General features: G+C 72.4%; 11 protein-coding genes. 3 read left to right on the forward strand and 8 right to left on the reverse strand.

Features of this window, described 5'->3' with window-relative positions; all coding sequences use genetic code 11:
* Complete coding sequence (locus ACWCO8_RS03480) at nucleotides 1-966, forward strand: ABC transporter substrate-binding protein (RefSeq protein ID WP_451030698.1); 966 nt, start codon at nucleotides 1-3, stop codon at nucleotides 964-966.
* Nucleotides 967-975: 9 nt separating this feature from the next.
* Here the strand turns inward: ACWCO8_RS03480 and ACWCO8_RS03485 are convergent, their stop codons facing one another.
* The 6 genes from ACWCO8_RS03485 to ACWCO8_RS03510 all read right to left on the reverse strand — a co-directional run bounded on the left by ACWCO8_RS03485 (nucleotide 976) and on the right by ACWCO8_RS03510 (nucleotide 6622).
* Complete coding sequence (locus tag ACWCO8_RS03485) at nucleotides 976-1923, reverse strand: tetratricopeptide repeat protein (protein WP_451030699.1); 948 nt, start codon at nucleotides 1921-1923, stop codon at nucleotides 976-978.
* 170 nt (nucleotides 1924-2093) lie between these two features.
* Nucleotides 2094-2594 (reverse strand): thiol peroxidase, encoded by a 501-nt coding sequence (tpx, locus tag ACWCO8_RS03490; protein WP_451030700.1) that lies wholly within the window; start codon nucleotides 2592-2594, stop codon nucleotides 2094-2096.
* Between the two features lie 83 nt (nucleotides 2595-2677).
* Nucleotides 2678-3325, reverse strand: coding sequence for a hypothetical protein (locus ACWCO8_RS03495; protein ID WP_451030701.1), 648 nt, complete (start codon nucleotides 3323-3325; stop codon nucleotides 2678-2680).
* A gap of 69 nt (nucleotides 3326-3394) precedes the next feature.
* Nucleotides 3395-4948 carry an MFS transporter gene (locus ACWCO8_RS03500; protein ID WP_362014528.1) on the reverse strand — a complete coding sequence of 518 codons (1554 nt, stop codon included), beginning with the start codon at nucleotides 4946-4948 and terminating at the stop codon, nucleotides 3395-3397.
* A gap of 118 nt (nucleotides 4949-5066) precedes the next feature.
* Nucleotides 5067-5465: a RidA family protein gene (locus tag ACWCO8_RS03505; RefSeq protein WP_362014530.1), complete on the reverse strand. Its 399-nt coding sequence runs from the start codon at nucleotides 5463-5465 to the stop codon at nucleotides 5067-5069.
* Complete coding sequence (locus ACWCO8_RS03510; RefSeq protein WP_451030702.1) at nucleotides 5462-6622, reverse strand: acyl-CoA dehydrogenase family protein; 1161 nt, start codon at nucleotides 6620-6622, stop codon at nucleotides 5462-5464. Before ACWCO8_RS03510 ends, ACWCO8_RS03505 begins: the two co-directional genes overlap by 4 nt.
* Before the next feature lie 109 nt (nucleotides 6623-6731).
* Here ACWCO8_RS03510 and ACWCO8_RS03515 point away from each other — a divergent pair, with 109 nt between their 5' ends.
* A complete protein-coding gene (locus ACWCO8_RS03515) occupies nucleotides 6732-8375 on the forward strand; it encodes an AMP-binding protein (protein WP_451030703.1) in 1644 nt (547 codons plus the stop codon).
* A gap of 9 nt (nucleotides 8376-8384) precedes the next feature.
* The gene (locus ACWCO8_RS03520; protein WP_451030704.1) at nucleotides 8385-9206 is read left to right on the forward strand and encodes a PaaX family transcriptional regulator; all 822 of its coding nucleotides are present in this window, start codon (nucleotides 8385-8387) and stop codon (nucleotides 9204-9206) included.
* Here ACWCO8_RS03520 and ACWCO8_RS03525 read toward each other — a convergent pair.
* Both ACWCO8_RS03525 and ACWCO8_RS03530 read right to left on the reverse strand, forming a co-directional pair.
* Nucleotides 9193-11499 (reverse strand): bifunctional salicylyl-CoA 5-hydroxylase/oxidoreductase, encoded by a 2307-nt coding sequence (locus ACWCO8_RS03525; RefSeq protein WP_451030705.1) that lies wholly within the window; start codon nucleotides 11497-11499, stop codon nucleotides 9193-9195. The genes ACWCO8_RS03520 and ACWCO8_RS03525 overlap by 14 nt on opposite strands.
* 2 nt (nucleotides 11500-11501) lie before the next feature.
* Nucleotides 11502-12329, reverse strand: coding sequence for an enoyl-CoA hydratase family protein (locus ACWCO8_RS03530; protein ID WP_451030706.1), 828 nt, complete (start codon nucleotides 12327-12329; stop codon nucleotides 11502-11504).
* Between the last annotated feature and the right edge of the window lie 42 nt (nucleotides 12330-12371).

Raw genomic sequence — 12371 nt, forward strand, 5'->3', positions numbered from 1 at the left:
ATGGCTCGTACCCGAATCGCCGCACTCGTGACGGCCGCCGCCCTGGCGGTCGGCCTCACCGGCTGCGGAGCCGCCGACATGACCCGCCAGGCCTCCCCGTTCGCCGACGCCGAGGGCTCCCGCACGGTGACCCTGTCGGTGCAGTCGTGGGTGGGCGCGCAGGCCAACGTCGCCGTCGCCCAGTACCTGCTCGAGCACGAGCTCGGCTACCGGGTGGACACCGTCCAGATCGACGAGGTGCCGGCCTGGGACGCGCTCAGCCAGGGCCGGGTGGACGCCATCCTGGAGGACTGGGGCCACCCGGAGCAGGAGAAGCGGTACGTCGAGGACAAGGGGACGATCGCCCGGGGCGGCGACCTCGGGGTGACCGGCCACATCGGCTGGTTCGTACCGACGTACTTCGCCGAGAAGCACCCGGACGTCACCGACTGGAAGAACCTGAACAAGTACGCCGACGAGTTCCGTACCGCGGAGAGCGGCGGCAAGGGCCAGTTGCTGGACGGCTCGCCGTCCTACGTGACGAACGACAAGGCGCTCGTGAAGAACCTGGACCTCGACTACGAGGTCGTGTTCGCGGGCTCCGAGGCGGCGCAGATCACCCAGATCAAGCAGTTCGCCAAGGAGAAGAAGCCGTTCCTGAGCTACTGGTACAAGCCCCAGTGGCTGTTCGAGAAGGTCCCGATGACGGAGGTGAAGCTGCCCGCGTACAAGGAGGGCTGCGACGCCGATCCGGAGAAGGTGGCCTGCGCGTACCCGCACACGCCGCTGCAGAAGTTCCTCAACGCCCGCTTCGCGGACGGCGGGGGCGACGCCGCCGCGTTCCTGAAGAAGTTCCGGTGGACGACGGAGATGCAGAACGACGTGGCCCTGATGATCGCGGAGCAGAAGCTGTCACCGCGGGAGGCGGCGGCGCGCTGGGTGGAGGAGAACGAGACCACCTGGCGGACCTGGCTCCCGTCCCGATGACACCGGGGGTCAGTTCGGGGCCGTCGGGTGGCTGCGGAGCTTCTTGCGGAGCGTACGCGTCTCCGGGTGCTTGGGGCCGTAGGCCGCGTCCAGGATGGCGAAGCTGTCGTCGTACCACTGGCGGGCCTGCTCCGGGCCGTCGGTGAGCAGCGCCACGTCCCCGAGGCGCTCACAGAGGACGCTCAGGTCGCGCTGGGTCGACAGGTCCCGCGGGTCGTCCCCGAGGAGGGCGCGGCGCAGCGAGAGGGACTCGTCGTAGTGGGCGCGGGCGGCCTCCAGGTCGCGGCGGCGCAGGGCCAGATCGCCCAGGCGTTCGTACTGGACGGCGAGGTCGCGCCGCGCCTGGGGGTCGCCGGGGAGCTCGGTCGCGAGTTCACGGCGTACGGCGAGGGCGCGGGCGTACCGGCGCGCGGCCTCGTCGAGGTCCTGGCGTTCGGACGCGAGCAGGCCGAGGCGCTCCAGGACGACGCCCAGCTCGCGGCGGTCGGCGGGGTGGAGCGGGTCGGCCGCGACGACGTGCTCGGCGAGCGAGAGGGCGGTCGTGAAGCGGTCGTGCGCGGTGTCCTGGGCCGCGGGGCCGCCGGTCCGCAGGGCGATCTCGCCGAGCTTGAACTCGCCGAACCTGAGGTCCCTCAGGAGCCGGATGTCGTCCGGGTTCTCCTCGCGCAGCCGGGTGGCGATGGCGAGGCCCTCCTCGTACGCCTGCGCGGCCTGGTCGAGGCGGTCGGCGCCCACCCAGAAGGCGCCGTACTTGTTGAACGAGAGGCTCAGGTCCCGTCGGGTGGCGAGGTCGGGGAACTGCTCGGCGAGCCGGATCGACTCGGCCAGCATCCGCTCGTAGTGCCGCCGCGCCTCGCGCGGCTTGCCCTTGCGAAGGGCCTGGTCACCGGCCTGCTCGGCCGAGGAACAGCTGTCGACGAGACCCTGCCGGACCCGGACCGCATCCCATCTCGTCATCGAACCCCCACGTGCGTGAACTCTGTCTGACCGGGATCACTATCCCCGGCGCCGGCACCCCGCGAATCGTCCTGGGGCCAAGCTTCCACCAGAGTTCACCCGGCGGTCGTGGGAGGGTCAGGTGGCACGGGCGGGCGCCGCGTCGGCGGCCCGCCCGTACCCGTTCCGGCCTACTTCAGGGCGGCGATGGCGGCCTCGTAGTCGGGCTCGGTGGCGATCTCGCCGACGAGCTCGGAGTGGAGCACCTCGTTGTTCTCGTCGAGGACGACGACGGCGCGGGCGGTCAGGCCGGCCAGCGGGCCGTCGGCGATGTCGACGCCGTAGTTGGTGTGGAAGTCACGGTCGCGCAGGGTGGAGAGCGTCTTCACGTTCTCCAGGCCCTCGGCGCCGCAGAAGCGGGACTGGGCGAAGGGCAGGTCCGCGGAGATGCAGAGCACGACCGTGTTGTCCAGGTCGGCGGCCTTCTCGTTGAACGCGCGCACCGAGGCGGCGCAGACGCCGGTGTCGACGCTCGGGAAGATGTTCAGGACCTTGCGCTGACCCGCGTACTGCTCCAGCGTGCTGTCCGTCAGCTCCTTGGCGACGAGCGAGAACGCCGGAGCGACGCTGCCGGGGGCGGGCAGCACGCCGTTGACCTGGACGGGGTTGCCCTTGAACGCGATCTGGGCCATGGAGAAGCTCCCTCGGAGAGTGTTCGCAGAGTGATACGACAACGCCCTCGATCGTACGTGGAGTGATCCCCCGGTACGCCCCGCTACCAGTCGATCCGGTCGACGACCCACGTCCGCAGTCCGTCGTCGTCGGCGGGGAGCTCCTCGTCGGCCGGGCAGGGCGTCAGGGCCAGGACGAAGTGGGTCAGGTAGCCGTACGGGCCGTGGTCCTCCAGGGGGCTGACCACGACGGCGTGCTCGTCCGTGCGCCATATGCGGCAGAGCGCGTACGGGCCCATGCTGAACGACCCGTCCGTGCGCAGGGTCCGGACGGGTCCGCTCCCGAGGACCTCGCTCATCGCCTCCGCGGCCTCGGCGAGGACGCTCTCGCAGGTGTCGAGCGTCGCGTCCGTACGGAAGCTCCAGCCCAGCTCGTCCGCCCAGCCCCGGACGTCACCCGTCAGCCACTTGACGTTCTCCTCGCCCTCCGGGTCGTGCGGGTACGCCTCGGCGAAGACCAGGTTGAACGTCGCCGTCCTGTCCCCCAGCGGGTTGTCCGCGGTGTAGGAGAGGACGTGGTCGTGGGGCGTGCGCTCGGCGTCGCAGACCAGGTGCGTGAACGTCCACCCCAGGACGTCCGAGCTGTGGTCGAGGAACTCCTCGTCGGGCACGGGGGTCATGGCGGGGAGGGCGAGCAGGTCGCGGACCGCGGCGGCGGTCAGGGCGGACGTGGCGAGCGCGTTCACGGTCATGGAACGGACCGTACGCGCCGCCACTGACAGCCCGTCGGGCGGCCTTCTGTCGGATCGGCGGCCGTCGGGTCAGCCGGGAGGTGGCATGCCGCCCTTGAGGCGTTCGATGTCCGAGGCGCGGACCTGGATCACGAAGATGGAGATGACGAACGCCACCACGGAGAAGATCGCGGCCGTGATGAAGCCTTGGGAGACACCGGCCGTGAGGACCTCGTCGGACCAGGGCGGGGGAAGTTCGCCCGTCTTGGCGAACTGGGCCTTCTCCAGGGGACTCGCCTGGGCGAGGAAGGCGGGGATCTGGTCCTTCGCCTCGTTGCGGCTGGCCGTGCCGAAGACCGTCACCAGGATCGACAGGCCGAGCGAACCGCCCACCTGCTGCGTGGCGTTGAGCAGCCCGGACGCGGCGCCCGCCTCCTGCTGCTCGACGTTGGACAGCGCCATGATGGTCAGCGAGACGAAGATCAGGCCCATGCCGAAGCCGAAGACCAGGATCGGGCCGAGGACGCTGCCCAGATAGGTGGAGTGGACGTCGGTCAGGGTCAGCCAGGAAAGACCGACCGCCGACATGAACGAGCCGGCCACCATGAAGGGTTTCGGCCCGTATCTGGGGAGCAGGTTGGAGGTGAGCCCGGCGCCGACCGCGATGATCGCGCTCACCGGCAGGAACGCCAGGCCGGTCTTGAGCGGGCTGAAGTGCAGGACGTCCTGCACCCAGAGCGTCAGGAAGAAGAACATCCCGAAGATCGCCGCGGCGAGGCAGAGCATGATGGCGTACGTGCCCGCCCGGTTGCGGTCCGCGAACATGTGCAGCGGGGTGATCGGCTGCCGGGAGCGCCGCTCGACCAGGATGAACAGGAGCAGCAGGACGACCGCCGCGCCGAACGACGCCAGCGTCCACGGGTCCCGCCAGCCTTCCTGGGCGGCCCGGATGAACCCGTACACCAGCGCCACCATGCCGAGGGTGGAGGTGAGCGCTCCGGTGAAGTCGAAGTGCCCGGGGTGGCGTTCGGACTCCTTGATGTGGCGGGGCGTGAGGAACGCGATGAGCAGGGCGATCGGCACGTTGACGAAGAAGATCCAGCGCCAGTCGAGCCATTCGACGAGCAGTCCGCCGGCGACGAGGCCGATCGCTCCGCCGCCCGCCGAGACCGCCGCGAACACGCCGAAGGCCCGGTTGCGTTCCGGGCCTTCCTCGAAGTTCGTGGTGATCAGGGAGAGCGAGGTCGGGGAGGCTATCGCGCCGCCGACGCCCTGCAGGGCCCGGGCGGCCAGCAGTTGCCAGTCGTTCTGGGCCAAGCCGCAGAGCAGCGAGGCGAATCCGAAGAGCAGGATGCCGAAGATGAAGACGCGGCGCCGGCCGAGGATGTCACCGGCGCGTCCGCCGAGCAGCAGCAGTCCGCCGAAGGTCAGCGTGTACGCGTTGACCACCCAGGACAGGCTCGTGGTGGAGAAGTTCAGGGAGTCCTGGATGTGGGGCAGTGCGATGTTGACGATCGTGATGTCGAGAACGACCATCAGCTGACACGAGGCGATGACGAAGAGGGCTATGCCCTTGCCGTCGCCGCCCTTCTTGGGCGGCGTCGTGGTCTGTGCTGGGTTGGGCGTGGGGTTCGGTGTGCTCATGGCGGATCGCGCCCTCGCTCACTGAGAGAGGCCGTGGGCCGGTCAGTCCACCTTTCGACATTAAGCCCGGGTTCTGTGACTCTCCAGTTGATCAAGCGGGGGTGCGGTCACCGGCCGTTCACTCCAGGACGGCGAGGCCGTCCACCTCGACAAGCGCCTGTTCGTCCCAGAGCCGTACGACTCCGATGACGGCCATCGCCGGATAGTCGCGGCCCGCCAACCGCCGCCAGATCCGGCCCAGTTCGTGGGCGTGGCGGCGGTAGTCGGCGATGTCGGTGGCGTAGACCGTGACGCGCGCGAGGTCCCTCGGGGAGCCGCCGGCGTGCCGGAGCGCGGTGAGGAGGTTGGTGAGGGCGGTCTCGAACTGCTCGGGCAGGGTCTCCCCGACGACCTTGCCGTCGCGGTCGAGGCTGGTCTGCCCGGCGAGGAGGACGAGCCGGGAGCCGGTGGCGGTGACGGCGTGGGAGAAGCCGGTGGGCGGGGAGAGTTCGGCGGGGTTGTGCCGGTGCAGGCTCATGCCGTGACCTCCTGTGGCTGCTTCTGCGGTTCCTGCGCCGCATGAGCGTGGTACAGCTCCTTGGCGATGATCGTGCGCTGGACCTCGGTGGCGCCCTCGTAGATGCGGGGGGCACGCACCTCCCGGTAGAGGTGTTCGAGGAGATGGCCGCGCTGCAGCGCCCGCGCCCCGTGCAGCTGGACGGCCGCGTCGACGACGTACTGCGCGGTCTCGGTGGCGAGCAGCTTCGCCATCGCCGCGCGGCGGGGCACGTCGTCCGCCCCGGCGTCGTAGGCGGCGGCCGCCGCGTAGACGAGGAGGCGGGCGGCTTCGGTACGGGTGGCCATCTCGGCGACCTGGTGGGCGACGGCCTGGAGGTCGCCGAGCACGCCGCCGAAGGCCGCGCGGGTGGCGGTGTGCGCGAGGGTGGCGTCGAGGGCGGCCTGGGCCATGCCGACCGCGAAGGCGCCGACGCTCGGACGGAAGCGGTTGAGCGTGGTCATGGCGACCCGGAAGCCCCGGTCGGGCTCGCCCAGGAGGTCCGCGGGGCCGACCGGGACGCCGTCGAAGACGAGGCTCCCGATGGCGTGCGGGGCGAGCATGTCGAGGGCGCTGCCGGAGAGTCCTGGCCGTTCGGCCGGGACGAGGAAGGCGGTGACGCCACGGGAGCCCGCCCCGGGGGTGGTGCGGGCGAAGACGGTGGCGAAGTCGGCTTCCGGGGCGTTGGAGATCCAGCGCTTCTCGCCGTGCAGGCGCCAGCCGCCCGCGCCGTCCGGGCGGGCCTCCAGGGCGAGCGCGGCGGCGTCCGAGCCGGCCTCGGGCTCGCTGAGCGCGAAGGCCGCGACGGCCCGCCCCGCGACGACCTCGGGCAGCCAGCGGGCCCGCTGCTCGGGGGTGCCGAAGGCGGCGACCGGGTGGCCGCCGAGGCCCTGGAGGGCGAGGGCGGTCTCGGCCTCCGTACAGGTCTGGGCGAGGGACTCGCGGAGCAGGCAGAGGTCGAGGGCGCCCGCGTCGAAGAGCCCGGCGAGCAGGCCGTGCTCGCCGAGGGCGGCGACGAGGGGGCGGTTGACACGGCCGGGTTCGCCCTTGTCGGCGATCGGCCGGAGCCGTTCGGCCGCGAGGGCGCGCAGTTCCGCGCAGCGGGCGGTCTGCTGTGGATCGAGTGAGAATACGGACATTCGGACCCCTGTCCCGTTCGCCGACATCATCTCTATCGCGCACCGTTGACTGTCGTCATCATCACGATACGCTCGTTGGGCGACCCCACCACGACAAGGGGACGAACTCATGGAGCTGACCCCCTCGGCCCACCACGACACCTTCGCGCGCGACCACCTGCCGCCCGCCACCCAGTGGCCTCGACTGCTCTTCGATCTGCCGGGGCTCGACTACCCGGAGCGCCTCAACTGCGGTACCGAACTGCTCGACCGTACGGTGGAACGATTCGGCACGGAGCGGCCCGCGTTCCGGGACGGCGACGGGAACGTCTGGAGCTACGGAGAGCTGAGCGGCCGGGTGAACCGGATCGCCCACGTCCTCACCGCCGAGCTCGGCGTCCGGCCCGGCAACCGGGTGCTCCTGCGCGGCCCCACCACCCCCTGGCTGGCCGCCTGCTGGCTCGCCGTGATGAAGGCGGGCGCGGTGGCCGTCACCGTCCTGGCCCAGCAGCGGGCCCAGGAACTGGCCGTCATGTGCGAGATGGCCCGCTGCACGCACGCGCTCTGCGATGTGCGGACGGTGGACGACCTGGTCAAGGCCGAGGTGCCCGGGCTGCGGATCACGGCCTTCGGCGGGGACGCCCCGGACGACCTGCTGGCCCTCGCCGCCGCCGCGCCGGACACGTACGAGGCGGTGGAGACCGCCGCCGACGACGTGGCCCTGATCGCCTTCACCTCGGGGACCACCGGGCGGCCGAAGGGGTGCATGCACTTCCACCGGGACGTGCTCGCCGTCGCCGACACCTTCTCGGCGCACGTGCTGCGCCCCGAGCCGGACGACGTCTTCGCCGGCTCCCCTCCGCTCGGCTTCACCTTCGGGCTCGGCGGGCTCGTGCTCTTCCCGCTGCGCGCCGGCGCCAGCGCGCTGCTGCTCGAACAGGCGGGCCCCAAGCAGCTGTTGGAGGCGATCGCCGCGCACCGGGTGTCGGTGCTCTTCACCGCGCCGACAGCGTACCGGGTGATGCTGGAGGAGATCGAGCGGCACGGCGGCCACGACGTGTCGACCCTCGGCTCGCTGCGGCGGTGCGTGTCGGCGGGCGAGAACCTGCCGGCCGCGACCTGGGACGCCTGGCACGAGCGCACCGGTCTGAAGCTCATCAACGGCATCGGGGCGACGGAACTCCTCCACATCTTCATCTCGGCGGCCGACGGCGACATCCGCCCGGGCACCACCGGCCGGCCGGTCCCCGGCTGGGAGGCGCGGGTGGTGGACCGGTCGGGGGCCGAGCTCCCGGACGGCGAGGAGGGGCTGCTCGCGGTGCGCGGCCCGGTCGGCTGCCGCTATCTGGCCGACCCGCGCCAGAGCGAGTACGTCCACCGGGGCTGGAACGTCACGGGCGACACGTACGTCCGCGACGGCGAGGGCTACTTCCGCTATGTCGCCCGCGCCGACGACATGATCATCTCGGCGGGCTTCAACATCGCGGGCCCCCAGGTGGAGGAGGCGCTCCTGGCCCATCCGGACGTGGTCGAGGCGGCGGTGGTGGGGCACGAGGACGCGCTGCGCGGCCAGATCGTGGTGGCGTACGCGGTGGTACGGGACGGGGTGCCGCGCGACGCGGAGACGGCAGGCGCGCTGCGGGCCTTCGTACGGGCCCGGCTCGTGCCGTACAAGAGCCCGCGGAAGATCGTCTTCCTGGACGCGCTGCCCCGGACGGCCACGGGCAAGCTGCAGCGATTCCGGCTGCGCGCGGGCCCTGAGGACACCGCCTAGAGTGATCACGTGGTCGAGCAGCACACCCCCCGTTCCCTGATCGTCTCGCTGTACGGCGCGTACGGCCGCGGGCTCGCGCCCGGCGAGGAGCCCTTGCCGGTGGCCGAGCTGATCCGGCTGCTCGCGGTGCTCGGCGTGGACGCGCCGTCGGTGCGCTCGTCGGTGTCCCGGCTGAAGCGGCGCGGCCTGCTGCTGCCCCGGCGGACGGCGGACGGGGCCGCCGGGTACGTCCTGTCGGACGACGCCCGCCAGCTCCTGGACGACGGCGACCGCCGGATCTACGCCCGTACCGAGCCGGCGCTCTCCGACGGCTGGGTCCTCGCGGTCTTCACCGTCCCCGAGGCCGAGCGCCACAAGCGCCACCTGCTGCGCTCACGCCTGGCCCGGCTGGGCTTCGGGACGGCGTCGCCGGGGGTCTGGATCGCCCCGGCGCGGCTGTACGAGGAGACCCGGCACACCCTGGAGCGCCTGGAGCTCTCCTCGTACGTGGACCTCTTCCGGGGCGCGCACCTGGGGTACGCGCCGACGGCGGAGGCGGTGGCCCGCTGGTGGGACCTGCCGTCGATCGCCAAGCTCCACAAGGAGTTCCTGGCCGCCCACGAGCCGGTCCTGCGGGCCTGGACGGCCGCGCAGGGCACGGCGGAGGACGCGTACCGCGACTATCTCTTCGCCCTGGACTCCTGGCGCCGCCTCCCGTACGCCGACCCGGTCCTGCCGGCCGAGCTGCTGCCCCAGGACTGGCCGGGCGCCCGCTCGGCGGCGGTCTTCGCGGAGCTGCACGAGCGGCTGCGCGACCGGGGAGCCGAGTTCGCGCACGTCACGACAGCCTGAGCCGCGGTTTCGGCGCGTCCGTGCGGCCCGTCGGGGGTGTGCGGCTGCCCGCGCGGTACGGGGCGGGCCAGGGGGCGGCCGGGCCCTGGTAGTTCTGGTCGGCCGCCGCGTGCAGGGTCCAGTGGGGGTCGTAGAGGTGCGGGCGGGCCAGGGCGCAGAGGTCGGCGCGGCCGGCCAGGAGGAGCGAGTTGACGTCGTCCCAGGAGGAGATCGCGCCGACGGCGATGACCGGGACGCCGAGGGCGTTGCGAATCCGGTCGGCGTACGGGGTCTGGTAGGAGCGGCCGTACTCGGGGCGCTCGTCGGGGACGACCTGGCCGGTGGAGACGTCGAGGGCGTCGGCGCCGTGGACGGCGAAGGCGCGGGCGATCTCCACGGAGTCCTCGGGGGTGGTGCCGCCGTCCGCCCAGTCGGTCGCGGAGAGGCGGACGGTCATCGGCCGGTCCTCGGGCCACACCTCCCGTACGGCGTCGAAGACTTCGAGGGGGAAGCGGAGCCGGTTCTCCAGCGGGCCGCCGTAGGCGTCGTCGCGGTGGTTGGTGAGCGGGGAGAGGAAGCCGGAGAGCAGGTAGCCGTGGGCGCAGTGCAGTTCCAGGAGGTCGAAGTCGCAGGCGGCGGCGCGCCTGGTGGCGGCAACGAACCCCTCCCGTACGGCCGTCATGCCGGCCCGGTCCAGGGCTCGGGGGATCTGGTTGACGCCCTCGCGGTACGGCAGCGGTGAGGCGGCCGTCAGGGGCCAGTTGCCTTCGGGGAGCGGCTGGTCGATGCCCTCCCACATGCGGCGGGTGGAGCCCTTGCGGCCGGAGTGGCCGAGCTGGACGCCGATCGCCGTGCCCGGGGCGTTCTCGTGGACGAAGGCGGTGACCCGGCTCCAGGACGCGGCCTGCTCGTCGGTCCACAGGCCCGTGCAGGCCGGGGTGATGCGGCCCTCGGGGCTCACGCAGACCATCTCGGTCATGACGAGCCCGGCGCCGCCGAGAGCCCTGGCCCCGAGGTGGACGAGGTGGTAGTCGGTGGGGAGGCCGTCCTCGGCGACGTACAGGTCCATCGGGGAGACCACGACCCGGTTGCGCAGGGTGAGGCCGCGCAGCCGGAAGGGGGTGAACATCGGCGGGGTGCCGGGCGGGCAGCCGAATTCGCGTTCCACCGCGTCGGTGAACCGGGGGTCGCGCAGCCGCAGGTTGTCGTGGGTGACGCGGCGGCTGCGGGTGAGCAGGTTGAAGGCGAACTGCCGCGGCGGCTGGTCGAGATGGCCCTCGATCTCCTCGAACCAGCGCAGGCTGGCGGCCGCCGCGCGCTGGGTGGACGCGACCACGGGCCTGCGTTCGGTCTCGTACGCGGCCAGGGCCTCGGGGATCGTCGGCTGTTCCTCGACGCAGGCGGCGAGCGCGAGGGCGTCCTCGACGGCGAGCTTGGTGCCGGAGCCGATGGAGAAGTGCGCGGTGTGGGCGGCGTCGCCGAGGAGGACGGTGGTGCCGTGGGACCAGCGCTCGTTGACGACCGTACGGAACGCGGTCCAGGTGGAGCGGTTGGAGCGCAGGGGCCGGCCGCCGAGGACGTCGGCGAAGAGCTTGGCGCAGTGGGCGGTGGACTCGTCCTCGCCCATCTCGTCGAAGCCGGCGGCCTGCCAGACCTCCTCGCGCATCTCGACGATGACGGTGGAGGCGGTGGCGGAGAAGGGGTAGCCGTGGAGCTGCATCACGCCGTGTTCGGTCTCGGCGATCTCGAAGCGGAAGGCGTCGAGGGCGAAGTCGGCGGCGAGCCAGATGTAGCGGCAGCGGTGGGTGGTGATCCGGGGGCGGAACACGTCCGCGTGGGCCTCCCGGGTCGCGCTGTGCACGCCGTCGGCGGCGATGACGAGGTCGTGGTCGGCGGCCAGGGCGGCGGCGGGCGGCGCCTCGGTACGGAAGCGGAGCCGTACGCCGAGTTCGGCGCAGCGGGCGTGCAGGATCTCCAGGAGCCGGCGGCGGCCGAGGGCGGCGAAGCCGTGGCCGGTGGAGGTGAGGAGCTCGCCCCGGTGGCCGATGTGGATGTCGTCCCAGCGGACGAACTCGTTCTGGAGGGCCCGGTAGACCGCCGGGTCGGCGTGCTCGATGCCGCCGAGGGTCTCGTCGGAGAGGACGACGCCGAAGCCGAAGGTGTCGTCGGGGGCGTTGCGCTCCCAGACGGTGACCTCGCGGGCGGGGTCGAGCCGCTTGAGCAGCGCGGCCGCGTAGAGCCCGCCGGGGCCGCCGCCGACGACGGCGATCCGGAGCGGGGCGGCGGGGGCGCGGCCCGCCTCGGGCGGGGGCATCCTCAGCGCCCCCGCCACTTCGGGGAGCGCTTCTCGGTGAAGGCGGCGTGGAACTCGGCGTAGTCCTCGCCGTTCATCAGGAGCGCCTGGGTGGCCGCGTCCAGCTCGACGGAGGCCGCGAGCGGCATGTCCAGCTCGGCGGTGAGCAGAGCCTTGGTCTGGGCGTGGGCGAGGGCGGGGCCGTCGGCGAGGCGGCGGGCGAGCTCGGCGGCGCGGGTGGTGGCGGCGCCCTCCTCGGTGACCTCGCTGAGCAGGCCGATGCGTTCCGCCTCGGCCGCGTGGACCGGGTCGCCGAGCATGAGGAGCCGGGTGGCGTGGCCGAGGCCGACGACCCGGGGCAGCAGATAGGCCGCGCCCATGTCGCCGCCGGAGAGCCCGACGCGGGTGAAGAGGAAGGCGAAGCGGGCGGTGGGGTCGGCGATCCGGAAGTCGGCGGCGAGGGCCAGGACGGCTCCGGCGCCGGCCGCGACGCCGTGGACGGCCGCGATCACCGGGAAGGGGCACTCGCGGATCGCGCGGACGACCTGCCCGGTCATCCGGTTGAAGTCGAGCAGCTGGGCGGTGTCCATGGCGAGCGTGGCGCCGATGATCTCGTCCACGTCGCCGCCGGAGCAGAAGCCGCGCCCCTCCCCGCCGAGGACGAGGGCGCGGACGGCCCGCTCGCGGGACAGCTCGGCGAGCAGGTCGCGCAGGTCGGCGTAGGCGCCGAAGGTGAGCGCGTTCAGTTTCGCGGGGCGGTCGAGGGTGACGGTGGCGACGCCGTCGTCGACGGTCAGACGCAGATGCCGCCAGCGCTCGGTACGGGGTGCGGAGCCGGTAAAGGGGCTCATGGGGTCGCCCTCCCTTCCTCCTCCCCGGAGCGTATCACCGCG

The organism is Streptomyces sp. NPDC001927 (genome assembly GCF_053594455.1).